This window comes from Tropicimonas sediminicola (assembly GCF_900188335.1).
Classification (GTDB): Bacteria; Pseudomonadota; Alphaproteobacteria; order Rhodobacterales; family Rhodobacteraceae; genus Tropicimonas; species Tropicimonas sediminicola.
Genome location: NZ_FZOY01000013.1, coordinates 21,486 through 44,951 on the forward strand (window position 1 = coordinate 21,486; position 23,466 = coordinate 44,951).

Below are 23,466 nucleotides of genomic sequence, written 5' to 3' on the forward strand. Positions count from 1 at the left end.
GCATGAGTGACACCAAAGCCGGCCGGGGCCTCGCCCGCGGCCTCACGAACTACGGCGATCCGGATTTCTCCGTCTACCTGCGCAACTCCTTCGCCGCCTCGATGGGCTATTCCCGGGAGGTCCTGCAGAAGCCCATCGTCGGCATCGCCAACAGCGCTTCGGGCTTCAACAACTGCCACCGGCATTTTCCCGAACTGATCGATGCGGTGAAGCGCGGGGTGCTGCTCGGGGGCGGCCTGCCGATCGAGTTCCCGACGATCTCGCTGGGCGAGGTGTTCCTGAACCCGACGAGCCTCAAGTTCCGAAACCTGATGGCGATGGATACCGAGGAGATGGTCCGCGCCCAGCCGATGGATGCCGTCGTTCTGGTGGGCGGCTGCGACAAGACCGTGCCGGCCCAGCTCATGGGCGCCGCCTCGGCCGACCTGCCGGCGGTGCAGCTGGTGGCCGGCCCGATGATGACCTCGCGCTACGGCACCGAGCGGCTCGGCGCCTGCACCGATTGCCGCCGCTTCTGGGGCAAGTACCGTGCCGGCGAGATCAGCACCGAGCAGATCAACGACATCGAGGGCCGGCTGGCGACGACGGCCGGCACCTGCGCAGTGATGGGCACCGCTTCGACCATGGCCTGCATCGCCGAGACGCTGGGCATGTCGTTGCCCGGCACGGCGGCGATCCCGGCGGTCCATGCCGACCGCCTGCGCGCCGCCGAGGCCTCGGGCCTGGCCGCCGCCCGGATGATCGATCACCCGATCCGGCCGAGCGAGGTGATAACCGCGAAGTCGGTGGAGAACGCCATCCGCGTGCTGCTGGCCCTCGGCGGTTCCACCAATGCGATCATCCACCTGACGGCCGTTGCGGGGCGGCTCGGGATCGATATCGGGCTTGAACGTCTGAATGCGCTCTCCGACGAGACGCCGGTGCTGGTGAACCTGAAACCGGTGGGCGAGTACTACATGGAAGATTTCTTCTTCGCCGGCGGCGTCGGCGCCGTGTTGCGCGAGCTGAAACCGCTCCTTCATCTCGACACGATCTCGGTGACGGGCGAGACCCTCGGTGACAGGTTGGAGCAGGATCCCGGATATGTGGACCGCCGTGTGATCGCTTCCGCCGACGCGCCCCTGGAGCCGCAGGGCGGGCTGGTCGCGCTCTTCGGCAACCTCGCGCCGCGTGGTGCGATCCTCAAACGCTCCGCCGCCGACAAGACGCTGTTCGAACACGAGGGCAGGGCGATCGTGTTCTCCTCGCTGGCCGATCTCGCCGCCCGTGTCGACGACCCGGATCTCGATATCACCGCCGACGACATCATGGTGCTGCAGAACGCGGGCCCGAAGAGCGCCTCCGGCATGCCGGAGGCCGGCTACCTGCCGATCCCAAGGAAGCTCTCGTCCAAGGGCGTGAAGGACATGATCCGGGTCTCCGACGCCCGCATGTCCGGCACCGCATTCGGCACCATCGTGCTCCACGTCACCCCCGAAGCGGCGGTGGGCGGCACTCTGGCGCTCGTTCGGACCGGGGATCGCATCCGGCTCTCTGTCAGCGAGAAACGGATCGAACTGCTCGTCGACGACGCGGAACTGGAACGGCGAAAGGCGGAGCGGCAGCCAGAAACCGTGCCGCTCGACCAGCGCCGCGGCTACGACTGGCTCTACGCCTCCGAGGTTCTGCAGGCCGACGAGGGCTGCGATTTCGGCTTTCTCAAGCCAAGGCCAGAAGGCTGACGCAGAGCCGCCGCCGCAGACCCGGCAGTTTCGCCCGAACCTCGCCTATCACGGAAAGCGCGACCCGGCGAGAGTCACCGGTGTCTGTGCGCATTTCATGATGTGGTCCCGGCGCGGCATCTTCCGCATCTCGACTCCGAGACGGGCACAAGATATCCGCACATTGGCACGGCACCGCCCGAGCAAGCCGAACGACACCCGCACCGGACGACCGTTCAAGTCATCGAAGAGCCCTTCCTGCCGGAACGCCAGTTGGTTGTCTGTCAAACGGTTGGGCTAAAGTTCGCTCAGAACCGCCCGCGTCACGGCATGCCGAAACAGATACCCGTCGCGCAGACGAACCCTTACGATCGCAGATGCCAATCCTACACGGCTATCCAACACCCTGCATGCGCCGTTCCTGGCGCCCTACGACTGTCGTTGGAGTCGGCCTGCACATCATCGGGCAGGAAGGAGATAGGGTGCTACAACGCCCCCGTTTGAACGCTGCCAGCAACAGATCTGTTGCGCCGAGTGCAGAGAAGCGCGGCCAACCGTCAAACGCCACAGAACGGCAACACCAATCGCGTTCGACTAAGCGTTTGAATGCACTCGAATTTTGGCTCCGGCGGTAGGGATCGAACCTACGACCAATTGATTAACAGTCAAGATTTTCGGCACAACGAGACCTCACGATGTAAAACTGTCGCTCGGCGTAAGTTCAATGTATCTATTGCATTTTTGTGTGAAAGTGGCCATGGTTCCTAACGTGGGGTAACGGTCCTTAACCGGGCAATCTGTTACCCCTGTGTTACCCCGATGGACAAATTGACTATGGCAAGAGCGCTCACGACCAAGGCAGTTGAAGCCCTGAAGCCCGACCCCGAGCGGCGCTTCGAAATGCCAGATCCGGCCTTGTCGGGCCTTTATCTGGTGGTGCAGCCGAGCGGCGCGAAGTCCTGGGCACTACGCTATCGCTATGGCGGGAAGCCCAAGAAGCTGACGCTTGGGAAATGGCCTGTCATGGGCGTTGCCGATGCGCGTGCTGCTGCGACGGATGCAATCGACACGCTGGAGCACGGCAAAGACCCGAGCGCAGCCAAGAAGAGGACAAGGGCCGCACGACTGGAAGCGCAGCTATCGGAACGGGACAAGCTAAAGACGCTGGTGGAGCAATACGCCAAGCGGCATCTTTCGACCCTCAAGACCGGCGCAACCGTGAAGCGCGAACTTGAACGCCATGTAGTCAGCCAATGGGGCGACCGGGACATTCACGATCTTGCAAAGCGAGACATAATCGACCTGCTTGACGGGATCGCGGATAGTGGGCGCGTCGTGACCGCAAATCGCGTTCGGGCCTACCTCTCGAAGTTCCTTAGCTGGTGCGTGGAAAGGGATATTCTGGACGCATCCCCGGCGACGGGCGTAAAGCCGATTGCGAAGGAGGCCAGCCGGGATCGCGTGCTGAGCGACGATGAAATTCGCTGGCTCTGGCTAGCCTGCGAAGCAGTGGGGCAACCTTGGGGGCCGCTCGGCAAAGTGTTGTTGCTGACCGGCCAGCGTTTGGGCGAGGTTGTCGGCATGACCGACAGCGAGATTGACGGAGACCTGTGGCACCTTCCTGCGGCAAGGGTGAAGAATGGCAGAGCGCACGACGTGCCACTGTCAGCCGCCGTGTGCGACGTTCTGGCGGGCATTGAACGCATCGACGGGCCAGCGGGCCTCTACCACACGACGAACGGCACAACGCCACTGAGCGGCTTCCACAAGGGCAGGGGGCACCTTGCCGAACGGATGGCTGAGATTGCCAGTCAGGAAGCCGGCCAGCCTGTCGAAGTTCCGCATTGGACCTTCCATGATCTGCGCCGCACAGCCGCAACCGGTATGGCCCGGCTCGGCATTCCCGTGCGCGTGACGGAGGCAGTTCTAAACCACGTCAGCGGCACCGGTGGCGGCATCGTGGCTGTTTATCAACGCCACGACTATGCCGACGAAAAGCGGGCCGCACTGGACGCCTGGGCGCGGTCCGTGATGGATCTGGTGGAGGGCAGTGCGGACAACGTGGTGCAAATCGGGAACCTAAGGCAATGACCGGTCACAAATACAGCGTTCATCTGACTATGGCCGAATGGCGGATCGCTACGAGCGAAGAGATCGATATCGAGCAATTTCTCTGGGAATCCGCCGAACCAAATAGCGAGCTGGAACGTCGGGAGCTGGCGTCGGCGCGAGAGGCGCTCCGGTCTATCGACCTGTTAAAAACCACAGGTCGATACAACGATGAAAGGTCGCGCCTCAAGAAGGCGCTAGACGAAGATGATGCAGCGGCTGCCGAGGAATTTCGCAAGGCGAACCCAAGCTTGATCCTACGCTCCGAGGGGGTGCCGAGCCGAAGTTCGATAGGCGCGCTTGCGAACTTGTTTGCTGGTATGGATAGCCCCGACCGCGACCAACAGGCGCGTTTTCAAGCACATTACGATGCGACTGGCATAGCATCCGAGACGCTTGCGAAGGCGATGCCGAAGATCGCAGCCCTGGAGCCTGCCAAGAGGAGGCGTGGGCGTTCCAAGGTTTCTCCGCCTTGGCGGAATGTGAATCTGCATCTGGACGCCATAAGACTTGCGGTGGCCGGCGGTTCTTCTGTGGCGCAGGCGGCAAGACAGGTGGCCGCGCAAGAGGCGTTCATTCGGGCTGATTGGGCCAATGACCTAGCGAAGCTGTACCGGAAGAAATTGAAGCTTCGGGAATAAATTAAGCCCGATTTTTCCCCCTGCGACATGCGACGGGAAATGTGAATATTGGGAAGCACCTCACGTTCTAACGAAGGTGCAACCCAATGGAACACAAGCGAATCCCGGCGAAAGATGTGCGCGCCATGTGCGGCGGCGTGTCCGACATGTCGCTCTGGCGCTGGTTGAATGACCCGACGCTGAATTTCCCGAAGCCAATCTATATCGCCCGTCGCCGCTACTGGCGTGAGGCCGATGTGATCGCGTGGCTCGACGCTCGCGAGGTGGCGGCGTGAGAGATCATCTAGCGGGACAAGAAAACCCCGGTGCGGCGGCAACCGCGACCGGGGCTGAAAACTGTGAAGAAGCTTCTCGACTTCGCCGCCAATGTACCCCGAAACGGCGCCGAAACGCAATGTCCTTGTACGCCGAACCGGCCCACAAGGCGGCGGCTCGGATGGTCGGATATGCGCTGACCCTCCGCAGCGATTACGGCAACGCGGCTGCTGCTTTGGTGTTTCGTCACCGGCTCGACGCGGCCGACCGGATGGTGCTGGTTACGGCAATTCTCGACAGCCTGAGCGACCAGGAATTCGCCGGCGTGATCCGGCATTTCTTGGAGGGCGCCGCGTGATGGCTGACGGCGGAGCATTCACCCCGGCGGCGCCGGATGACGAGTACATCAAGCCTGTCTCGATCCCGTTCATGGATGAAGATGGCACCTTCTGGCTGACTGCTGGCACTGACTACCTCGACAGGCGGGAGTTTCGCCCCTGTATCTTGCTCGGGGGCAGTAGCCCGGAGCGTTGGGACTTCGACAGGGAGATCTCGGTTCCTACGTCGATGGAGCGAATGGAATACTTCGCGCGCGCCCGCGTGCGATGGTTGGATGGCTCCGAAGGCTTGGTGCCGGGTGCCTGCCTCGTTGGCTTCACCGAAGACGCCGATAACCTCGACCCGCCGCCGCTCACAATTCTGAGCTATGACGACATGTTGGCGATGCCGGACCCGGCATGGCTGGTTCAGGGCGTGATCCAAGAGGCAACCTCGGCGCTTCTGTTTGGCAAGTCGAATGCCTTCAAGTCCTTCCTGGGCATTGACCTCGGCTGTTCGGTGGCAACCGGGACACCGTGGCATGAGCAGGCAGTAAGCGGGCCGGCTCCGGTTCTCTACGTTGCCACCGAAGGTTCGCGGGGCGTGGGCAAGCAACGCATTCCCGGCTGGATGGAAGCGCACCAGATCCCGGCCGACCTCCGCAAAAACATGTTCCTCTATCCGCAGGAGATCGCACTGGATGACGACAAGGCCGTGTCGGACCTCCTGCAGACATGCGCGCACGTAAATGCAAGCCGAGTTCTGGCTAGGGGCGGTCGCGTTGGGAACCTCAAAGATCCGAAGGGCGCCTTCGCGCTGGTGGTGGTGGATATCTTCGGCGCGTCCATGATGGGGCCGGAGACTTCGGACGAAACCGCCCGCGCCTGGGTGCGCAATATCAACCGCATCATGCGCGAGGTTGGTTGTGCGGTCCTGACAGTAGCGCACACCGGATGGGCCGATGACAGCCGCGCCCGGATGCACACGCACTTCTGGGGCAGCTTCGACAGCCGCATGAAGGCCGAAGGCGACAAGGCTAGCCTAACCACTGTGTTGCGCATCGACCGCCACAAGGACGAGGACAGCACGGGCGAATGGGGCTTCCAGCTTGAGAAGGTTGCCACGCCAAGCGGCCGAACAACGCTGGTTCCGCGCCTGTCCAGCGACGTGAAGACGACCAAGGGCAATCGCCTGAAAGGGCAACAGCACACAGCCATGCAAGCGCTCTCCGAAGCGCTGATCGAGCACGGCACGCGCGTCACCGCGCCGAGCTTGCCGTCCTGCCCGATTGTCACCATCGACCAGTGGCAGACCATGTGCGAGCGCCACGGCCTGACCGACAGCACGGACAAGCAGACAGTCGGACGTGTCTTCCGGCGGAACCGGGATGCGCTCCGCGACAAGGGCTTGATCAAGATCTTCGACGGATTCGTTTGGAAGGTGGATCAATGACTTGGCTGCGGACGGACAACGGACAATCGCGGACACGTCCGGACTATCCGCACGCGGACGGACACGGACACCCCCTTATAAGGGTGTCCGCTGTCCGGGCCTGCAGTCCTGGCAGGGAAGCGGACAGAACTGTCCGTGCCAATCTGGTCCCAATGCCTCCTTTGCCAAGAAGGGGGGAAACCGCCCACCCAACTGTTGCGTTCTCTCTCCCGAAAAAATTCTGGGGGGTGATCTGATGGCTCGGGCATCCAAAGAGGCGGCGGCGGCGCTCCGGTTCCTTCCCAAGCTGATCGTTCCCGAGGGCCGGACGGCCGGGAAGCCGTTGAAGCTGGCCGGCTACCAGAAGGACTTTGTTCGGGGCGCCTTCGCCAAGGACATTGCGGCGGGCGTTCTCAGCATTGGCCGGGGCAACGCCAAGACGGCGCTCTCGGCGGGCATCGCGCTCGGGCATCTGATGGGCGAGATTGCCCCTCAGCCGAAACGCGAGATCATCTTCGCGGCTCGGAACCGGGATCAAGCCAAAATTGCCTTCGGCTTCCTGGTCGGGTTCATCGAGGGCTTGCCGGAGGAAGACCGGGAGCAATTCACCATCCGGCGCGGCTCCAAGTTGGAAGTCGAGACAGCCGAGAATGGCGGCGGGCTGGCGCGGGTGATCGCGGCCGATGGCAAGTCGATCCTCGGCGGCGCTCCGACGCTGGCAATCCTTGACGAGCGGGCAGCGTGGGAACGTGAGAAGGGCGACAGCCTGGAAAACGCGATCCTCTCCGGCCTGGGCAAGCGAGACGGCCGCGCGCTTATCATCTCGACCTCGGCGCCGGACGACGCGAACACCTTCAGCCGGTGGCTCGATGAACCCCCGCCCGGAACATATGTGCAGGAACACCGGCCGGAACCGGGCTTGCCGCCCGACGACCTGGAAAGCCTCCTGATCGCCAATCCCGGCGCCCGTGAGGGTATCGGTTCGACGCCCGAATGGCTGGTGGCGCAGGCGCGGCGGGCAATCGCCCGTGGTGGCTCGGCGCTGTCTTCCTTCCGCAACCTCAACCGCAACGAGCGTGTTGCCTCGGATGATCGGTCGGTGCTGGTCACGGTGGACGAGTGGTTGGCGGCTGAGGCATCGCCCGACGAGCTGCCAGAGCGTGGCGGGCCGGTGATCCTCGGCGTGGATCTCGGCGGTTCCCGCTCCATGTCTGCAGCGGCGCTCTACTGGCCGGAAACGGGCCGTCTAGAGGTGATGGGGGCATTCCCGACGCAACCGGGACTTGGCGACCGTGGGGCCGCTGACGGCGTTTCCGGGCGCTACATCGAAATGGCCGAGCGCGGCGAGCTGGTGACGATGGGCGAGACGACCGTGCCTGTTGATCGGTTCCTCGCAGACGTGGCGGCAAGGCTCGATGGGCAGACACCGGCGGCGATCTGTGGCGACCGGTTCCGGCACGCGGAATTCCTTGAGGCGCTTCGCGGTGCCGGTCTCGACAAGGTGCCGGCTGTCTGGCGCGGCATGGGCTGGAAGGACGGCTCCGAGGACGTGGAGCGGTTCCGGCGGGCGTTGTTCGAGCAGAAGGTGCAGACCCTTCCGTCGCTGCTGCTGCGGTCTGCCTTCGCTGACGCAATCACCATCGTTGATCCGGCTGGCAACCACAAACTCGCCAAGGGCCGCTCGACCGGCCGCATAGACGCGGCGGCGGCGACTGTCCTGGCGGTGGCGCAGGGCATTCGGATGACGAGCGCACCCAAGGGCAACGGGGGGCGCATCGCATGGGGCTGAGAGAGAAATGGGACCGGCCGTCACGGGCTGTCACGCGCACCCAGCGGTGGAAGGCGCTGCGGATGCAGGCGCTAGAGCGCGACGACTGGCGCTGTGTTCGCTGCGGCGAGCGGCGGCGCCTCGAAGTGGATCATATCGAACCGGTGCGCACGCGCCCGGATCTCGCTTTCGACCTGGGCAACCTGCAGGTGCTTTGCGGCCGCTGCCATGCCCGGAAGACCAGAATTGAGGTTGGCCTGGGCCAGCCCAATCCCGCCCGCGAGGCGTGGAACAACCTGCTGCGGGAAATGCAGCGAAACCCTTCGAGCTACGGAGACAAAAATGCTTGAATCGAAGAAACTGGAGCTTCGCCGCTCCGAGATCCGGCAGGAGCTGGCCGTGCTGGCAGCCAAGCCGGAGCCGACCGAGGACGAAGTGCGCAGCATGGAAAACCTCGACAAGGAATATCGGACTGCCGAGGTGCGCTTCCGCGCGGCTCTGACGGCCGAAGACACCGAACGCCGCGAGGCGGGTGCCGAACTTGAAACCCGCTCCGGCAAGGAATGGGCCGAGATGATGGGCCGTTTCGAGATGCGGCAGGTTGCGCTTGCTCTCGATGAGGGCAGGGCGCTTGATGGCGCAACGGCCGAGATCGTGACCGAACTGCGCGAACAGGGCGGCTACCGTGGCATTCCGGTGCCGTGGGCGGCTCTGGAAAAACGGGCCGGCGAGACTGTCGCCAGCGGCACGCCCGACCCGATCAGCACCCGACCCGTGATTGACCGGCTGTTCCCTGACAGCGTGGCCGGCAAGATGGGCGCTCAGATGATTACCATCGAGAGCGGCGCGACCGAATGGCCGGTGGTTACTTCCAGCGTCTCGGCGGGCTGGGCCGATGGCGAGACCGCCAACGTTGCGGGGCCGTCTGTCTTCGCCACGACCGACAAGGCGCTCAAGCCCGAGCAGAACCTGGGCATTCAGATGCGGATCACCCGCAAGGCGCTCAAGCAATCCGGCGCCGCTCTGGAACAGGCTGTCCGGCGCGACATGAACTCTGCCATGCAGGCGGAACTCGACAAGGCGATCTTCCTTGGCACGGGCGCCAACGGGCAACCGCTCGGCGTTGTGGCGGGCGCCTCGACCTACGGCATCAATGACACCGACCTTTCGGCGGTGCCGACCTATGCCCACTTCCTGGCCGAAGTGGTGGCGTTCATGTCTGCCAACACCATCACTTCGCCGGAGCAGATCCGGGCGCTTCTGCGTCCTGAGCTGTTCGGCTACCTCGAAGGGCAGGTGAACGCGGATCTGCAGATTACCGAGTATCACCGCTTTGCGTGGCTGCTGGCCGGCCGGCAGGCAGCGCCGGGAACCTTCCCGAGCAACATCACCACCACGTCGAACGCCCTGGCAACCCCGAGCGGATCGCCGGAGGAAACCTCGATGCTGCTGACCACCAGCACCGGCGGCGTTGCTCCGATCTTCTGCGGTCTCTGGGGCGCGGTGGACATGATCCGCGATCCGTTCTCCGACGCTCAGTCGGGCGGGCTGCGGATCACGGCGCTTGCCACGGCAGACGTGACGGTTGCACGTCCGGCGCAGCTCCGGCTGCTGTCCGGCATCCAACTCTCGGCGTCCTAAGATGCTTTGGGCCGGTTCCAAAGGCGGGCTTGAGGTCCGCACCTCTGCGGACGGGGCAACCCGTCTGCGGGGCCGGTTCCCGTATTCGACCCCGACCGTTCTTCGCGGCGGTCGGGAGCCGAGGCGGGAAGTATTCGAGGCGCGGGCGTTCGGCGCGTCGGTGGCTGACGGGGGCGATATTCACCTCCTGGTGCACCACGACTTCGACCGGCCGCTCGCATCGCGGTCGGCGGGAAGCCTTGAGATCCGGGACGGCGACGACGCCTTGACCTTCGAGGCGGTGATCGCGCCGGAAATGCGTGAGGTGTCCTACGTTGCTGACTTCCTCGGCACCCTCGCGGCCGGGCTGGTCGGCGGCATCTCTCCGGGCTTCCGGGTGCCGGAAGGCGGCGACCGTGTGAAGCGGGACGGGCAGGGCCTTATGCGCGTGGTGAAAACGGCCGATCTGATCGAGGTCTCTGCCGTCACCAAGCCTGCCTACCCCGACGCTCAGGTTGAGGCGCGAAACTGGGGCAGAGCGGCGCCGGAAGGGGCCGTGAACCGCCAAGCGGCAATGCTGCGGTGGAGGGCATGATGATTGACGTTCTGGAACGAACCGAGGCGATCCCGGCCAGCTATCCGGCCGTGACGACCTATGCGCACCTTGAGCAATACACCGGCGACATGTTCCCGACGCTCGACCCGGATGAGATTTGGCAGCGCATCGAGGCTTACACCGCATTCCGGTGGAGCGAGCGCGAAGTCACCTGGATCATCGAAGGCTCCGGCCAGTGGAAGCCGGATCTAACCCCGGCGACTGTGACGGCAACTGAGGTTTGGTTTGCCGATGCATGGGCGCCGGTGGAACTGACACCTTCCGCGGTTGGCGGCTACGTCTTTGCCGGTGATGGGCCGTATCGGATCACGGCGACCGTGGGCGGGGGCACCGTTCCCAAGGCCGTCGAGGAAGCATGGCGGCGGCTTCACGAATACAGCCGGGGCGTGGCTGACGCCTACCTCGGCTCACAGGCGCTTCGCTCGCGAGGCGACAGCGAAACAATCACCGGCTGGGCGGGCAAGGCGCTGCAACTGAGCGGTGCTGCTGACCTTCTGCGGCCTTACAGGAGGGCGCCGTGATGTGGTGGCCATTCAAGAAACGACCGGAGGCCGAAACCCGTTCGGCCGGCTCCGGGTTCACTGCCGAGATCATGGCGGCGCGGGAGGCGTATATCTCCGGCCGCCAGGGCGTGGGCGAACTGACGGGCACCGTGCAAGCCTGTGTAAGCCTCTGGGAAGGCGGTCTCGGGCTGGCCGATGTGGCGGGCACCGACATACTAGACCGGCGCACGCTGGCGCTCTGTGGGCGCTCTCTGGCGCTTCGTGGGGAAGCGGTGTTCCTGATCCGGGACGATATGTTGGTGCCGTGTTCCGATTGGGATTTGCGCACCCGCAACGGCAAGCCGACAGCCTATCGGCTCTCGGTTTCCGAGGCTGGCGGCGGCAGGACGCAGACCGCGCTTGCGGGCGAGGTGCTGCACTTCCGAACCGGAGTTGATCCGGTGGCGCCCTGGGCGGGGCAGGCGCCGCTGCGGCGGGCGCAGCTTACGGCCGGGATGCTGCAGGCAGTCGAGGCGGCACTGGCGGAGGTTTACGAGTATGCCCCGCTTGGATCTCAGGTGATCCCGTTTCCCGAGGCGCCCGATACGGACATGACCAGCCTTGCCCGTGGGTTCCGTGGCTACCGGGGGCGGGTGCAGATCCGCGAGTCGGTCAACGTCACTGCGGCCGGTGGACCGGCGCCGACACAGGACTGGAAGCCTTCCGACCTAACCCCGGATCTCAGCCGAGCCATGACGGCGCAAAGCCTCGATGCCGCCCGCGACTCCGTGTGCATGGTGTTCGGTGTGCTGCCGGCAATGGTCAACCCGTCTGCCACGGGGCCGCTGATCCGCGAGGGCCAGCGACACCTCGCTCAATGGATGCTGCAGCCAATCGCGGCGGCGATGGCCGACGAGATCTCCGACAAGCTCGGCGCCTCGGTGGCAATCGACGTGATGCGGCCGCTGCAGGCGTTCGACGCGGGGGGCAGGGCGCGGGCACTGACATCGATTGTGAACGCCCTGGCGCAAGCCAAGGAAGCCGAGGTCGATCTGGGGCCAGCGATGAAGCTGGTCGATTGGGACTAGGGCTGGTGTTGTCCTAGGGCCGGCCGCTCGCCTCAGAAGGGGCCGAAGGTGGCAAGCGTCACTCCGGTTTCGGCAGCAGCAAAAACAGCGCGATTACAGAGAGAAACACGACCAACTCGATACCAATAAAACCAAACATACAGACCCCCATGCCTACAACTCACTCCGACAGGATGAAGGAGATCACTGCCCGATGCACCATGACCAAAGGCTCAGTGTCGTGTTCGACTTGGGCGACAATCAATCGATTTGGCCCGGAGTTGCTCGTGTCGCGGGACAAGTAGGCCGGTTGCGCTGATCGCGCGCGGAATCATGACGCCAAGCGATCCGGTATAGTCGGGCAGTCACGTCAGAACCCCGACAGCGCGCGGCCCTTTTCTGTGAGGGGGCGCGGCGCGCACATCAATAGACCTTAGCGAGAGATACCGAAAATGACCGACAAGCCAAACAATCGTGAACTCAAGGTGCTGGATTATCTGTGCCTCGGCAACGTGGAGGAACTGGCAGCGATGCCACATATCGGCATGGGCACCATTGCGCCGATGATCCAGAAAGGTTGGATCGAGGAAGCTCACGACGCTTACTACGGGCGCCACGGCTATAAGATCACGCAGAAAGGGAGCGAAGTGTTCGAAGTGTTCTTCCGGCGGCTCAAGCGCTGATACCGTGGCGGCGCAGCGCATCGAGCGGAAAGCGAAGGTGCCGAACAACTCAGGGCCGAAGGCAATTGCTTTCGGCCTTTTTTGCCTCGAATGCGTTACCCCAAACGTTACCCCTGCGCGGATCTGCGCTAAGTGATATCTGGTGGGTAGCTTTCAAATCTCTGTTATTGTGAGATTTTTTGGCTCCGGCGGTAGGGATCGAACCTACGACCAATTGATTAACAGTCAACTGCTCTACCGCTGAGCTACGCCGGAACACGGGTGGCGATATAGCAACGGGGTCTGGGGGCGTCCAGAGGAAATTTCACATTTCCTTCGTGCTTCGCCGACGCGGTTCACGCGATGCGAAAACGTGCGGTTTCGGAGGGGTTACCGTCGCAGATGACTTCGCCGCGGGACATGAGATCCAGCAGGTGGGCGAAGACGTTGCGGGCGGCGGCGGGCAGGAGAGCGGGCGGTGTGTCGGTGTAGATTCGGCGGGTGAGGGTGTCGATTGCCAGCGGGTCAGTCCCGAGTTCCTCGAGCAGGCGGGCCTCCCGGCTGCGGCGATGGGCGACCAGCCAGGCGAGGCGGGCGGCCGGATCTTCCACCGGGGCACCGTGGCCCGGATAATAGATTCGGTCATTTCGCCGAGCCAGGCGGGCGCAGGTGGCCATGAAGGCCGTCAGGTCGCCGTCGGGCGGGGAGACCATCGAAGAGGCCCAGCCCATCACGTGATCGCCGGTGAAAAGCGCATCTCCCAAGGCAAAGGCAAGGTGGTTTGACGCATGGCCGGGCGTGTGAAGGGCGCGCAGGGTCCAGCCGGCGCCCTGGATCTCGTCGCCGTCGGCCAGCAGGCGGCCGGGCTCGAAGTCGAGGTCGGCGCCTTCGCCGCCGCCAGAGAGGCCGTCCGCCGCCAGTTGCGCCATCATCGGGGAGCGTCCGGCCTCGTGGCGCCCGAACCCCAGCACCTCCGCGCCCGTGGTTTCCGCCAGCCGGCGGGCGAGGGAGGAGTGGTCCAGGTGGGAGTGGGTGACCAGAATATGCGAGATGCGCTCGCCTGGCCGCAGCGCAGCCAGTATCGCCGCGTGGTGTGCCTCGAGGTCCGGGCCGGGGTCGATCACCGCCACCTCTCCCTCGCCGACGATGTAGCTGTTGGTGCCCTGATAGGTCATCGGAGAGGGATTGGGCGCCAGCACGCGGCGCAGCCCGGGCTCGAGGCGGGAGAGAGCGTTGGAGGCGGGATCGGACATTTCGGCATTTCTCTCGGCATGGCGGGGCGCTAGCGTTGTGCCATGAATTTCAGCTGGCTCAAACGTTCGATGCCGATGGGCCTGTATGGCCGGGCGGCGCTTATCCTCGTGATCCCGGTCGCGGTCCTCGTGGTCGTGGTGTCGCTCGTGTTCATCCAGCGGCATTTCGAGGATGTGACGCAGCAGTTGACCCGGGGGATCGTTCTGGAGCTGCGCGAGGCGGTCGAGCTGATCGAGGCCGAGCCGGATCTCGATGCCGGGCTCTTCGCCGTGCAGCCACTGGCGACGACCCTCGGGTTCTCTGTCAGGCCGGTGACGGAGCCGCAACTGGGCGACCGGCGGGTGTTCTACGACGTTTCCGGGCGGACGGTTATCGACACGCTGCGCGACGGGCTACCGGGGGTGCAGGCGATCAATCTGGTGGAATCGAGCCGCCGGGTGATCGTGCAGCTCGACACCGCCAACGGGCCGGTCGAGGCCAGCATCGACCGGCGGCGGGCCTCGGCCTCCAATCCGCACCAGTTTCTGGTGCTGATGGCGACGATCGGCGTCCTGATGACCGGGATCGCCTTTCTCTACCTGCGCAACCAGCTCCGGCCGATCACCCGGCTGGCGGATGCGGCCGAGGCTTTCGGCAAGGGGCGGCTCGTGCCCTACAAACCCTCGGGGGCGCTCGAGGTCAGGGCCGCCGGCCGGGCCTTTCTCGACATGCGGGCGCGGATCGAGCGGCAGATCGAACAGCGGACCCTGATGCTGTCCGGGGTGAGCCACGACCTCAGGACGCCGCTGACCCGGATGAAGCTGGCGCTCTCCATGATGGAGGACAGCGAGGACGTGCGGGAGATGCAGCGCGACGTGCAGGACATGGAAGGGTTGATCGATGCCTTCCTCGACTTCGCGCGCTCAGATCAGCAGGAGGACCCGCAACTCATCGCACCCGGCGACATCGCGCGTAAGGTCGTGGAATGGGCGCAGCGCACCGGAGGCGAGGTCGATCTGACCGTGCCGGAAGAGGCCGAGGAAGCCGTGCACCTGCGGGGCCCGTCGGTGGAGCGGGCGCTGAGCAACCTTGTCGGCAATGCGCTGCGTTATGGCAGCCGGGCCGAGGTCTCGGTGCGTATGCTGCCACGGTCGGTGGTCTTCACGGTCGAGGACGACGGGCCGGGCATTCCGGAGGCGGACAGGGAGCGCGCGACGCGGCCCTTCACCCGGCTCGACGCGGCCCGCAACCAGGACAGGGGCACGGGCGTCGGCCTCGGGCTCTCCATCGCCCGCGACATCGCGCGGCGCCACGGCGGAACGCTCAACCTCCACGACAGCGAGCGCCTCGGCGGTCTCCGCGCGGAACTGGTTCTGGCGCGCTAGCCGAAAAGGTTTACGCTCATGATATTGCCGCTCAGATGTGCGGACCGAGCGCGACAGATCGTCCGCCGCCTTCCAGTCAGCGGTTCCGTCCTCAGCCTCCGGAAGCGCAGTGCTGCCAAGTTATTCCGGGAAACGGCGGTGCCAGAGGCACGAATGACCTGTTTGCGTTAACATTCCGGCGCTTCGAACGCGTGGCGGTTCGAGCCCGCGTCTTCGCAGCTGCAAGCCGGGCATGCCGTCTGGGAGGTTGACGGGTGCAGCCCGGCGGATCATTCACGGAACGAGAGGGCGCTGTCGGGCGCCAAGTCCCATTCGCATCAGGACCATTTGCATGACCGCAATGCTGTCGTCCCTCAACGAAGTCGCCCTGACGGTGATCGCGATCTCGATCAGCGGGGCGCTCGGGCTTTTGTTCGGCCGGATCCACGTGCGCGGCGTGGGGCTCGGGATCGGCGGTGTGCTTTTCGCAGGTATTGCGCTCGGGGATATCTCCTCGCGCCTTGGGCTGCATTACAGCGCCGAGATGATGGAGTTCGTCCGCGAGTTCGGACTGATCCTGTTCGTCTTCACAATCGGCATCCAGGTCGGGCCGGGCTTCTTTGCATCGCTGCGGAAGTCCGGCATGCAGCTCAACATCGCGGCGGCGTCCATCGTCTGCCTTGGCGTCCTGGTGACGGTGGCGATCCACTACGCCTTCGGGGTGCCGGTTCCGGCGCTGGTGGGGCTCATGTCCGGGGCGGTGACGAACACGCCGGGGCTCGGCGCCGCGACGCAGGCGCTGACCGACATGGGGGCCGGCCCGGGCGCCGTTGCCCAGCCTTCGCTCGGCTATGCCGTGGCCTATCCCTTCGGTATCCTCGGCATCCTGCTGACCATGCTGCTGGTACGCTTCGTTACCCGGGTGGACGTCGATGCGGAGGCCGCTGCCTATGACGCCGAGCGGCGCAAGGGAGCGAGCGCGCTGCCCTCGATCAACGTTGTGATCCGCAACCCGAACCTCGACGGGCTGGAGCTTCGCGCAGTGCCCGGGCTCTACGATCAAGGTGTCGTTGCCTCCCGGATGAAGTCGGGGGGCGAGCTGATCCTGCCGCGCCGCGAGACGCGGGTCCGGGTCGGCGACATGCTGCACCTCGTGGGCACGCCGGAGCGCCTCGAGGCGATGCGGCTGATCCTCGGCGAGGAGACCGACGCGGAACTGACCACCAAGGGCACCCAGATGGCATGGGCGCGCGTCGTGGTGACGGATCGCAAGGTCGTCGGGCACCGGCTGCGCTCGCTCGGGCTGGAGGAAGCCCACGGGGTGACCGTCTCGCGCATCCTGCGAGCCGGGCTGGAGCTGCCCGTGCAGGCCGACACCACGCTGGAGTTCGGCGATATCGTCACCGTGGTAGGCAGCAAGGAGACGGTACAGGACGTGCGGGGCGTGCTGGGGGACCAGTCGAAGCGCCTCGACGAGGTGGACTTCCCGGGGCTCTTCGTGGGTCTCGCGCTCGGCGTGCTGCTGGGAAGTATCCCGCTTGCGGTGCCCGGCCTGCCGGCGCCTCTGAAACTCGGGCTGGCCGGCGGGCCGCTGGTCGTCGCGATCCTGCTCGGCCGGCTGGGCCATTGGGGCCCGTTCATGTGGTTCATGCCGCCGGTCGCAAACCACGCGATGCGCGAGTTCGGGATCATCCTGTTCCTCGCGGTGGTCGGCCTGAAGGCGGGGGACCAGTTTCTCGATACGCTGCTGAACGGCGACGGCGTGGCCTGGGTCGGCTACGGGGTGCTGATCACGCTGATCCCGCTGGTCGTGGTCGGATTCGTGGCGCGGCTGGTCTTCAACTTCAACTACCTGACGCTGTGCGGCGTGCTGTCGGGCTCGATGACCGACCCGCCGGCCCTCGCTTTCGCCAACGCGCAGAGTTCCTCGCCTGCGTCGTCCATCGCCTATGCGACGGTTTATCCGCTGGTCATGGGCCTGAGGATCTTTGCGCCCCAGCTCATCGTCCTGTTGTTGCTCTAGGCCGGGGACGGGCGCGCGATACGCGCCCGCGATTTTTCGTACGAAAAATCCTGTCCCCGGCGTCGGCGCCTAACCCGCCAGGAACTCTTCCATGCGGTCGAGCGCACGGGAGATATTCTCCCGGCTGTTGGCGTAGCTCAGGCGGATATAACCTTCGCCCAGGATCCCGAAGTCCGGGCCGCCGATCGTCGCCACGCCCGCCTTTTCCAGCAATTCCGAGGCCAGCGGCTTTGCCTTCCAGCCGGTCTCGCGGATATTCGGAAAGGCGTAGAATGCCCCCTTGGGCGTGGCGCAGGTGACGCCGGGCAGGGCGTTCAGCCCCTCGACGACGAGCCTCCTCCGCGCATCGAACTCCGCGACCATGGCGGCCACCGCGTCCTGCGGGCCGGTCAGCGCCTCGATCGCGGCGTATTGCGCCGGGGCGTTCACGCAGGACCAGGCATTGACCGCCAGCTTGCGCGCCTTGTCGTAAAGCCCGTCGGGCCAGACCGAATACCCGAGCCGCCAGCCGGTCATGGCATAGGTCTTGGACCAGCCGTTCAGCAGGATCAGCCGGTCGCGGATCTCGGGGAAGGTCAGCAGGCTGACGTGTTCCTCGCCATCGTAGAGCAGCTGGTCGTAGATCTCGTCCGACATCACGGCGACATGGGGATGCTCGGCCAGCCCGGCGACGAGCGTCTCGATCTCGCCGCGCGGGGTCACGCCACCGCAGGGGTTGGCTGGGGAATTGAGGATCAGGAGCCGCGTGCGGGACGTGATCAGCGAGAGCGTCTCCTCGGCCGAAACCGCAAAGCCGTTCTCCTCGCGGATCGGCACCGGCACCGGCGTGGCGCCGGTGAACTCGATCATCGAGCGGTAGATCGGAAAGCCAGGGTCCGGGTAGAGGATCTCCGCACCGGGTTCGCCGAACATCAGGATCGCCGCGAACATCGTCACCTTGCCGCCCGGCACCACCAGCACGCGGTCCGGGTCGACCTGCGCGCCGAGCCGCCGGTCGAGATCTGCCGCCACCGCCTCGCGCAGGGCCGGCAGGCCGGTGGCGGGGGTGTAGCCGTGATGGCCGTCACGCAGCGCCTTGATCGCGGCCTCGACGATGTTCGGCGGGGTCGGGAAATCCGGCTGGCCGATGCCGAGGTTGATCACGTCCATCCCGCCGGCCGCGAGCGCACCAGCCCGGGCCAGGACGGCAAAGGCGTTCTCCTCGCCGATACGGTCGAACCCGGCGATGGTCTGAAGGACGGCGCTCATGCTTCCCACGCCCGCGCCAGCTGGCGCTGCTCGCCCAGCCCCTGCACGCCAAGGCGCATCTCGTCGCCCGGTTGCAGGTAGCGCGGCGGTTTCATCCCCATGCCGACGCCCGGCGGTGTGCCGGTGGAGATCAGATCACCCGGCTCGAGCGTCAGGAAGCGGCTGAGATGGGAGATGATCTCGGCCACCGAGAAGATCATCTTGGAAGTGCTCCCGGTCTGGACCCGCTCGCCGTTGAGATCGAGAAACAGGTCCAGCGCCTGCGGGTCCGGCACTTCTTCCGGGGTCACCAGCCAGGGGCCGACCGGAGCGAAGCTGTCGCAGGACTTTCCCTTGACCCACTGGCCGCCCATCTCGATCTGGAAGGCGCGTTCGGAGACGTCGTTGACCACGCAATACCCCGCCACGCAGTCCAGCGCCTTCTCCACGCTGACATGCTGCGCACGCCGGCCGATCACCACGCCGAGTTCGACCTCCCAGTCGGTCTTCTCGGAACCCTTCGGGATGACGACAGCATCGTTCGCGCCGGAGGCCGGGCACATCTTCATGAACAGGATCGGCTGCTCGGGGATGGGCAGGCCGGATTCCTTCGCGTGGTCGGAATAATTCAGCCCGATGCCGAAGATCCTCCGGATATCCGCGAGAATCGGGGCGTAGTCGGTTTCGTCGAGCAGCGGGAGATCGGCCAGTTCCAGAGCCTCGAGCGGCGCGAGCCCGCCATAGGCAATGCTGTCGCAGGTGAAATCGCCGATATGGCCCTCGAGGCTGCGCAGGCGGCCTTCGGCGTCGACGGCGGCCGGCACGATGCCATCCGCGGTCCGTATGCGGCAGAGTTTCATGGTCTTCTCCCTGTTGCCAACGCACCCGAATGGCCAGGTCCGGCGGGTGCCCTTTGCGGGCAGGGAACCGCATTCGCCGCCCGGTCGCAAGCCGGATCACAGGGGCAGGGCCGTGGTACGACGTATGGCTTGTATCACCCGCGCCGATCCCTTATGCGAAGCGACCATATCCCGCTGGTGAAAAGGCAAAGCGTTCCACGATGGCGACACTCATGGTCAGCCCTCGACCAGACGGTCTTACCGTCGCCCCGGGCCGGTCCGCCGGCCTGACCGGCAGGAACGCGTGCGCTCAGATCCACCCCCATGCCGCAAGACAATATCGGTCCAGCGCGCTGACCTTCGCCGCCGACAGTGCCCAATCGGTGCCGTCGGGAGGGTACGCGCACAGACCCCCCGCCAGGAGATCGTGATGGAAATTCGTGAGGCGCTGACCTTCGACGACGTGCTGCTTGTTCCCGCCGAAAGCCGGGTGCTGCCGGCCCAGGCAGACACCTCGACCCGCGCAACGCGGTCGATCCGGATGAACATCCCGCTGCTGAGCTCGGCGATGGACACCGTGACCGAGGCCCGCATGGCGATCGCCATGGCGCAGGCCGGCGGGATCGGGGTGCTGCACCGGAACCTCGGCGTCGAGGAACAGGCGCGGCAGGTGCGACGGGTCAAGCGCTTCGAGAGCGGCGTGGTCTACAACCCGGTGACCCTCACCCCGGACCAGACGCTGGCCGACGCCAAGGCGCTGCAGGATCGCTACAACATCACCGGCTTCCCGGTGGTCGACGAAAGGGGCCTCGTCGTCGGCATCGTCACCAACCGCGACATGCGTTTCGCCAACGACGACGCGACGCCGGTCAAGGCGATGATGACGAAGGAGAAGCTGGCGATCCTCACCGAGCCCGCCGACCTGGCCGAGGCGCGGGCGATGATGCGCGAGCGGCGGATCGAGAAACTCCTCGTGACCGACAAGAACGGCAAGCTCACCGGCCTGCTGACGCTCAAGGACATTGAACAGGCAGTGCTCAACCCGCAGGCCTGCAAGGACGCGCTCGGCCGCCTCCGGGTCGCCGCGGCCTCGACCGTGGGCGACGCCGGGTTCGAGCGCAGCGAGGCGCTGGTCGACGCCGGCGTCGACATGATCGTCATCGACACCGCGCACGGCCATTCCGAGGGCGTGGCGCGCGCCGTGGAGCGGGCCAAGAAGCTTTCCAACGAGGTCCAGATTGTCGCCGGCAACGTGGCAACGGGCGAAGCCACCCGGGCGCTGATCGACGCCGGGGCCGACGCGATCAAGGTCGGCATCGGGCCGGGCTCGATCTGTACCACGCGGATGGTCGCCGGGGTCGGCGTGCCGCAGCTCACCGCGATCGTCGATTGCGCCGCCGCAGCGGCCGCGCAGGACGTACCCGTGATCGCCGATGGCGGCATCAAGTTCTCCGGCGATTTCGCCAAGGCCATCGCCGCCGGCGCCTCCTGCGCCATGGTCGGCTCGATGCTGGCCGGCACGGATGAAAGCCCGGGCGAGGTGATCCTCTACCAGGGACGGTCGTTCAAGGCCTACCGCGGCATGGGCTCGCTCGGCGCCATGGCGCGGGGATCGGCCGACCGGTATTTCCAGAAGGACGCGGCCTCGGACAAGCTGGTGCCCGAGGGAATCGAAGGGCAGGTCGCCTACAAGGGCGCTGCCGGCGCCGTGATCCACCAGCTTGTTGGCGGTCTGCGGGCGGCCATGGGCTATACCGGCAAGGCCACGATCGATGAGATGCGCGGGAAGTGCGAGTTCGTCCGGATCACCGGGGCAGGGCTGAAGGAAAGCCACGTCCACGATGTCCAGATCACGCGCGAGAGCCCGAATTATCGTTTGGGGTGAGTGGATTGTGGGTCGGGGCCATTTAGACCCCGCAACGTGCATATCCTTTGTATGACACGAGGGGTGTTCTTGGACTGGTGTACGTGTGTCCGTCAGGTCAGAGACCGGACGGAGCAGACATCGGCTCGGATCGCCGCCCTTTCGACGAATGCCACTTAGAGGATGAGCATGATCCCGGACCGATACCTGTCAGTTTTCGGGGCGAAGGACCCTGTGCCATTGGCCGAGACGCCACGGGCACATCTTTGGCGCGTGAACACGGCCGGAGGACCGGCGGTGCTGAAAGTGCTGACGGACAGGGGCGCAAAGGTCGGGGACATGATCGGCGCCGAAATCCTGAGCCTCTGGGATGGCAACGGCGCTGTGAAACTCATCGATCGGACCGGCAACGCCATGTTGTTGGAGTGGCTGCCGGGGCCGTCGTTGCGGGAGAAAGCGCCGTGTGGGCAGGACCAAATGGCGGCGAAGGTCATTTCCGAGCTGTCGTTGAAGCTGCGGCTTTCGAAAGCTGATGGTTTCATTGAGCTGAAGGATCACTTTGGCGGCGCACTCCCCAAAGCGGAGATTTCCGGTTTTCCGGAACCCTACCGCGATGCTTTCGGGCGGGCGCAGACCATGTGGCAGGCCTTGCTGCGAACCACGGAAGAAATGTGCCTGATGCACGGCGATCTGAACCATGACAACATCCTCTGGTCAGACCGTGGCTGGGTCGTCATTGATCCCAAGGGCGTCGTCGCGGACCCTTGCTACGAGTTCAGCGTCGTCTTTCGCGGCCCGGTTGGCGAAGAAGCGCGGGCAGCCAAACCCGAGAGAATTCTGGAACTGGCCGAGCTTCTGGCAAGGGGCGCAAACCTGGACAGGACACGGATCCTTCAATTCGGCTTTGTGCATGTCGCAATGTCACTGGCGTATCATTTCACCCGAGGGTCCATTTCCGAAACCGACATGGCCATCTTTCAGGCCTTTGACAGCTTGCAACTTCCGGTTCCCGGTTGAGGATAGACAGCGGCCCGGTGGAGTGCGGGGGACCGTGGCAACTGAAGCAAGAATGCCATTTCGTTCAGGAAAAAAAGGTGCATGAGGCTCAACAGGAGCCATGTCCACGATGTCCAGATGACGCGCGAGAGCCCGAACTATCGCCTGGGGTGACCAGACACCTTCACGAAGCATCCCAGTTCAGCACGAAGAAGGGCGGCCAGTTTTGGCCGCCCCTTCTCTTGACGATCCGTCGCTCCACCGGGCCAACGATCTTTCGTACGAAAAATCGGCGTCGCACCGCTCGTCGGAGGGTGACCGGTTCAGGCGAGCGCGCGGGCCCCGGCCTCGATCCGGCGATGGCCGGCCTCGCCGTGCCAGAAGCCGTTTGAGAAGGGGGCTTCCATGACGATCGCCCCGAACCTCGCATCAGCCTCGGCCGCCTCGATGGCGCCATGTCTGAGCGCATCGAACACGTTCGCCACCGCGACCATGTCCGTATCCTGCGGCATCAGGCGCAGATCGCTTACGCCCATCTCCGCCATCGCCGGCACCTCCCCGGCGAGGTTGACATAGGAATGCGACAGGGTCTGGATTCCGTTCACGCGCAGGAAGGACTCCCCGTTGCGGGTGTCGAGCGGCAGCCCGTCCGCATGGTCGCCACAGACGAACTGGCAATTGTCCTTGGTCCGTCCGAAGGCCCGCGCATGGTAGCACCGCGCCGAAGTGGCAAGCCCCGCCCGGCCGAAGACCTGCACTTCGAGCCCGACGCCAAGCTTGCCGGCCTCCGCGGCCATCAGTTCCACCGATGCAGCCGGCAGCTCCACCGGTACGGTCACATGGGTCGCGCCGCGGGCCGCCATGTGGGCCATCGTCTCGGCGTTGTAGACGTTCATGAACGGCCCGATGCGGTGATGCCGGCCCGGCTCGAGGTGGAAGAGGCCCGCGGCATTGTTGATCTCGATCTCGAACTCGCCCTGTTGCACCAGATCGGCGCAGGCCTTGCGTTCGCGCTTCAGCATCACCTCTGCCAGCCCGCAGAGCACGACACGTTTGCCGGCCCGGGTCAGCCGCTCGGCGACCACGTCGATGTGCTGGTCGAAAAAGGGTTGCCGCTTGGAGCAGATCACCTCGCCGAGGTAGACCGTGTCCACCGGCGCCTCGTCGGCGATCCGGGCATAGAAATCGAGCTTGCGTTCCTCGCTCCAGAAATACTGGATCGGTCCGATCGTCAGTCTCGGGGTCATGGTT

Annotated in this window: 21 protein-coding genes and 1 tRNA gene; 17 read left to right on the top strand and 5 right to left on the bottom strand. The window is 65.1% G+C overall.

Annotated features, from left to right (window positions below; genetic code table 11):
• Positions 1-2: 2 nt before the first annotated feature.
• From CHB86_RS22440 to CHB86_RS22500, 13 genes are all read left to right on the top strand, one after another.
• The gene (locus tag CHB86_RS22440) at positions 3-1,721 is read left to right on the top strand and encodes a dihydroxy-acid dehydratase (RefSeq protein WP_089235359.1); all 1,719 of its coding nucleotides are present in this window, start codon (positions 3-5) and stop codon (positions 1,719-1,721) included.
• A gap of 813 nt (positions 1,722-2,534) precedes the next feature.
• Positions 2,535-3,791 carry a tyrosine-type recombinase/integrase gene (locus tag CHB86_RS22450; RefSeq protein ID WP_089235360.1) on the top strand — a complete coding sequence of 419 codons (1,257 nt, stop codon included), beginning with the start codon at positions 2,535-2,537 and terminating at the stop codon, positions 3,789-3,791.
• Positions 3,788-4,450, top strand: coding sequence for a hypothetical protein (locus tag CHB86_RS22455; RefSeq protein ID WP_089235361.1), 663 nt, complete (start codon positions 3,788-3,790; stop codon positions 4,448-4,450). Before CHB86_RS22450 ends, CHB86_RS22455 begins: the two co-directional genes overlap by 4 nt.
• 86 nt (positions 4,451-4,536) lie before the next feature.
• Positions 4,537-4,725 carry a helix-turn-helix transcriptional regulator gene (locus CHB86_RS22460; protein WP_089235362.1) on the top strand — a complete coding sequence of 63 codons (189 nt, stop codon included), beginning with the start codon at positions 4,537-4,539 and terminating at the stop codon, positions 4,723-4,725.
• Positions 4,726-4,844: 119 nt separating this feature from the next.
• Entirely contained in the window at positions 4,845-5,063 is a 219-nt protein-coding gene (locus CHB86_RS24790) for a hypothetical protein (protein WP_176442989.1), read from the top strand.
• Positions 5,063-6,475: an AAA family ATPase gene (locus CHB86_RS22465; RefSeq protein WP_176442990.1), complete on the top strand. Its 1,413-nt coding sequence runs from the start codon at positions 5,063-5,065 to the stop codon at positions 6,473-6,475. The genes CHB86_RS24790 and CHB86_RS22465 overlap by 1 nt, the downstream gene beginning before the upstream one ends.
• Position 6,476: 1 nt before the next feature.
• Positions 6,477-8,243: a terminase large subunit domain-containing protein gene (locus tag CHB86_RS22470; protein WP_245838295.1), complete on the top strand. Its 1,767-nt coding sequence runs from the start codon at positions 6,477-6,479 to the stop codon at positions 8,241-8,243.
• Complete coding sequence (locus CHB86_RS22475; RefSeq protein ID WP_089235365.1) at positions 8,234-8,572, top strand: HNH endonuclease; 339 nt, start codon at positions 8,234-8,236, stop codon at positions 8,570-8,572. Before CHB86_RS22470 ends, CHB86_RS22475 begins: the two co-directional genes overlap by 10 nt.
• On the top strand, positions 8,565-9,863 hold the full coding sequence (locus CHB86_RS22480) for a phage major capsid protein (protein ID WP_089235366.1): 1,299 nt from the start codon (positions 8,565-8,567) through the stop codon (positions 9,861-9,863). The genes CHB86_RS22475 and CHB86_RS22480 overlap by 8 nt, the downstream gene beginning before the upstream one ends.
• Before the next feature lies 1 nt (position 9,864).
• The gene (locus CHB86_RS22485; protein ID WP_089235367.1) at positions 9,865-10,437 is read left to right on the top strand and encodes an HK97 family phage prohead protease; all 573 of its coding nucleotides are present in this window, start codon (positions 9,865-9,867) and stop codon (positions 10,435-10,437) included.
• Positions 10,437-10,979: a hypothetical protein gene (locus CHB86_RS22490; RefSeq protein ID WP_089235368.1), complete on the top strand. Its 543-nt coding sequence runs from the start codon at positions 10,437-10,439 to the stop codon at positions 10,977-10,979. Before CHB86_RS22485 ends, CHB86_RS22490 begins: the two co-directional genes overlap by 1 nt.
• Entirely contained in the window at positions 10,979-12,028 is a 1,050-nt protein-coding gene (locus tag CHB86_RS22495; RefSeq protein ID WP_089235369.1) for a phage portal protein, read from the top strand. The genes CHB86_RS22490 and CHB86_RS22495 overlap by 1 nt, the downstream gene beginning before the upstream one ends.
• 431 nt (positions 12,029-12,459) lie before the next feature.
• The gene (locus CHB86_RS22500; protein WP_089235370.1) at positions 12,460-12,690 is read left to right on the top strand and encodes a hypothetical protein; all 231 of its coding nucleotides are present in this window, start codon (positions 12,460-12,462) and stop codon (positions 12,688-12,690) included.
• A 180-nt stretch (positions 12,691-12,870) separates the two neighbouring features.
• Here CHB86_RS22500 and CHB86_RS22505 read toward each other — a convergent pair.
• Positions 12,871-12,945 (bottom strand) — tRNA-Asn (locus CHB86_RS22505).
• An 80-nt stretch (positions 12,946-13,025) separates the two neighbouring features.
• Positions 13,026-13,922, bottom strand: a complete 897-nt coding sequence (locus CHB86_RS22510; RefSeq protein WP_089235371.1) for an MBL fold metallo-hydrolase — start codon at positions 13,920-13,922, stop codon at positions 13,026-13,028.
• A 42-nt stretch (positions 13,923-13,964) separates the two neighbouring features.
• On the opposite strand from CHB86_RS22510, the gene CHB86_RS22515 reads away from it, so the two are divergent.
• The gene (locus tag CHB86_RS22515) at positions 13,965-15,287 is read left to right on the top strand and encodes an ATP-binding protein (protein ID WP_089235372.1); all 1,323 of its coding nucleotides are present in this window, start codon (positions 13,965-13,967) and stop codon (positions 15,285-15,287) included.
• Between the two features lie 331 nt (positions 15,288-15,618).
• On the top strand, positions 15,619-17,289 hold the full coding sequence (locus CHB86_RS22520) for a putative transporter (protein WP_089235373.1): 1,671 nt from the start codon (positions 15,619-15,621) through the stop codon (positions 17,287-17,289).
• A 69-nt stretch (positions 17,290-17,358) separates the two neighbouring features.
• Here the strand turns inward: CHB86_RS22520 and CHB86_RS22525 are convergent, their stop codons facing one another.
• Together CHB86_RS22525 and CHB86_RS22530 are read right to left on the bottom strand one after the other, a co-directional pair.
• Positions 17,359-18,537, bottom strand: coding sequence for a pyridoxal phosphate-dependent aminotransferase (locus CHB86_RS22525; protein ID WP_089235374.1), 1,179 nt, complete (start codon positions 18,535-18,537; stop codon positions 17,359-17,361).
• Positions 18,534-19,376: a fumarylacetoacetate hydrolase family protein gene (locus CHB86_RS22530; RefSeq protein WP_089235375.1), complete on the bottom strand. Its 843-nt coding sequence runs from the start codon at positions 19,374-19,376 to the stop codon at positions 18,534-18,536. Before CHB86_RS22530 ends, CHB86_RS22525 begins: the two co-directional genes overlap by 4 nt.
• A gap of 409 nt (positions 19,377-19,785) precedes the next feature.
• On the opposite strand from CHB86_RS22530, the gene guaB reads away from it, so the two are divergent.
• Positions 19,786-21,240 carry an IMP dehydrogenase gene (guaB, locus tag CHB86_RS22535; RefSeq protein ID WP_089235376.1) on the top strand — a complete coding sequence of 485 codons (1,455 nt, stop codon included), beginning with the start codon at positions 19,786-19,788 and terminating at the stop codon, positions 21,238-21,240.
• 168 nt (positions 21,241-21,408) lie between these two features.
• Complete coding sequence (locus tag CHB86_RS22540; protein ID WP_176442991.1) at positions 21,409-22,236, top strand: aminoglycoside phosphotransferase family protein; 828 nt, start codon at positions 21,409-21,411, stop codon at positions 22,234-22,236.
• A 302-nt stretch (positions 22,237-22,538) separates the two neighbouring features.
• On the opposite strand, the gene ubiV is transcribed toward CHB86_RS22540, so the two are convergent.
• Positions 22,539-23,462 (bottom strand): ubiquinone anaerobic biosynthesis protein UbiV, encoded by a 924-nt coding sequence (ubiV, locus tag CHB86_RS22545; RefSeq protein WP_089235378.1) that lies wholly within the window; start codon positions 23,460-23,462, stop codon positions 22,539-22,541.
• Between the last annotated feature and the right edge of the window lie 4 nt (positions 23,463-23,466).

Excerpts from the sequence above, each read along its gene's own strand:
- CHB86_RS22440 (WP_089235359.1), top strand. The coding sequence starts at position 3 with ATGAGTGACACCAAAGCCGGCCGGGGCCTCGCCCGCGGCCTCACGAAC.
- CHB86_RS22450 (WP_089235360.1), top strand. The coding sequence starts at position 2,535 with ATGGCAAGAGCGCTCACGACCAAGGCAGTTGAAGCCCTGAAGCCCGAC.
- CHB86_RS22455 (WP_089235361.1), top strand. The coding sequence starts at position 3,788 with ATGACCGGTCACAAATACAGCGTTCATCTGACTATGGCCGAATGGCGG.
- CHB86_RS22460 (WP_089235362.1), top strand. The coding sequence starts at position 4,537 with ATGGAACACAAGCGAATCCCGGCGAAAGATGTGCGCGCCATGTGCGGC.
- CHB86_RS24790 (WP_176442989.1), top strand. The coding sequence starts at position 4,845 with ATGTCCTTGTACGCCGAACCGGCCCACAAGGCGGCGGCTCGGATGGTC.
- CHB86_RS22465 (WP_176442990.1), top strand. The coding sequence starts at position 5,063 with ATGGCTGACGGCGGAGCATTCACCCCGGCGGCGCCGGATGACGAGTAC.
- CHB86_RS22475 (WP_089235365.1), top strand. The coding sequence starts at position 8,234 with ATGGGGCTGAGAGAGAAATGGGACCGGCCGTCACGGGCTGTCACGCGC.
- CHB86_RS22480 (WP_089235366.1), top strand. The coding sequence starts at position 8,565 with ATGCTTGAATCGAAGAAACTGGAGCTTCGCCGCTCCGAGATCCGGCAG.
- CHB86_RS22485 (WP_089235367.1), top strand. The coding sequence starts at position 9,865 with ATGCTTTGGGCCGGTTCCAAAGGCGGGCTTGAGGTCCGCACCTCTGCG.
- CHB86_RS22490 (WP_089235368.1), top strand. The coding sequence starts at position 10,437 with ATGATTGACGTTCTGGAACGAACCGAGGCGATCCCGGCCAGCTATCCG.
- CHB86_RS22495 (WP_089235369.1), top strand. The coding sequence starts at position 10,979 with ATGTGGTGGCCATTCAAGAAACGACCGGAGGCCGAAACCCGTTCGGCC.
- CHB86_RS22500 (WP_089235370.1), top strand. The coding sequence starts at position 12,460 with ATGACCGACAAGCCAAACAATCGTGAACTCAAGGTGCTGGATTATCTG.
- CHB86_RS22510 (WP_089235371.1), bottom strand. The coding sequence starts at position 13,922 with ATGTCCGATCCCGCCTCCAACGCTCTCTCCCGCCTCGAGCCCGGGCTG.
- CHB86_RS22515 (WP_089235372.1), top strand. The coding sequence starts at position 13,965 with ATGAATTTCAGCTGGCTCAAACGTTCGATGCCGATGGGCCTGTATGGC.
- CHB86_RS22520 (WP_089235373.1), top strand. The coding sequence starts at position 15,619 with ATGACCGCAATGCTGTCGTCCCTCAACGAAGTCGCCCTGACGGTGATC.
- CHB86_RS22525 (WP_089235374.1), bottom strand. The coding sequence starts at position 18,537 with ATGAGCGCCGTCCTTCAGACCATCGCCGGGTTCGACCGTATCGGCGAG.
- CHB86_RS22530 (WP_089235375.1), bottom strand. The coding sequence starts at position 19,376 with ATGAAACTCTGCCGCATACGGACCGCGGATGGCATCGTGCCGGCCGCC.
- guaB (WP_089235376.1), top strand. The coding sequence starts at position 19,786 with ATGGAAATTCGTGAGGCGCTGACCTTCGACGACGTGCTGCTTGTTCCC.
- CHB86_RS22540 (WP_176442991.1), top strand. The coding sequence starts at position 21,409 with ATGATCCCGGACCGATACCTGTCAGTTTTCGGGGCGAAGGACCCTGTG.
- ubiV (WP_089235378.1), bottom strand. The coding sequence starts at position 23,462 with ATGACCCCGAGACTGACGATCGGACCGATCCAGTATTTCTGGAGCGAG.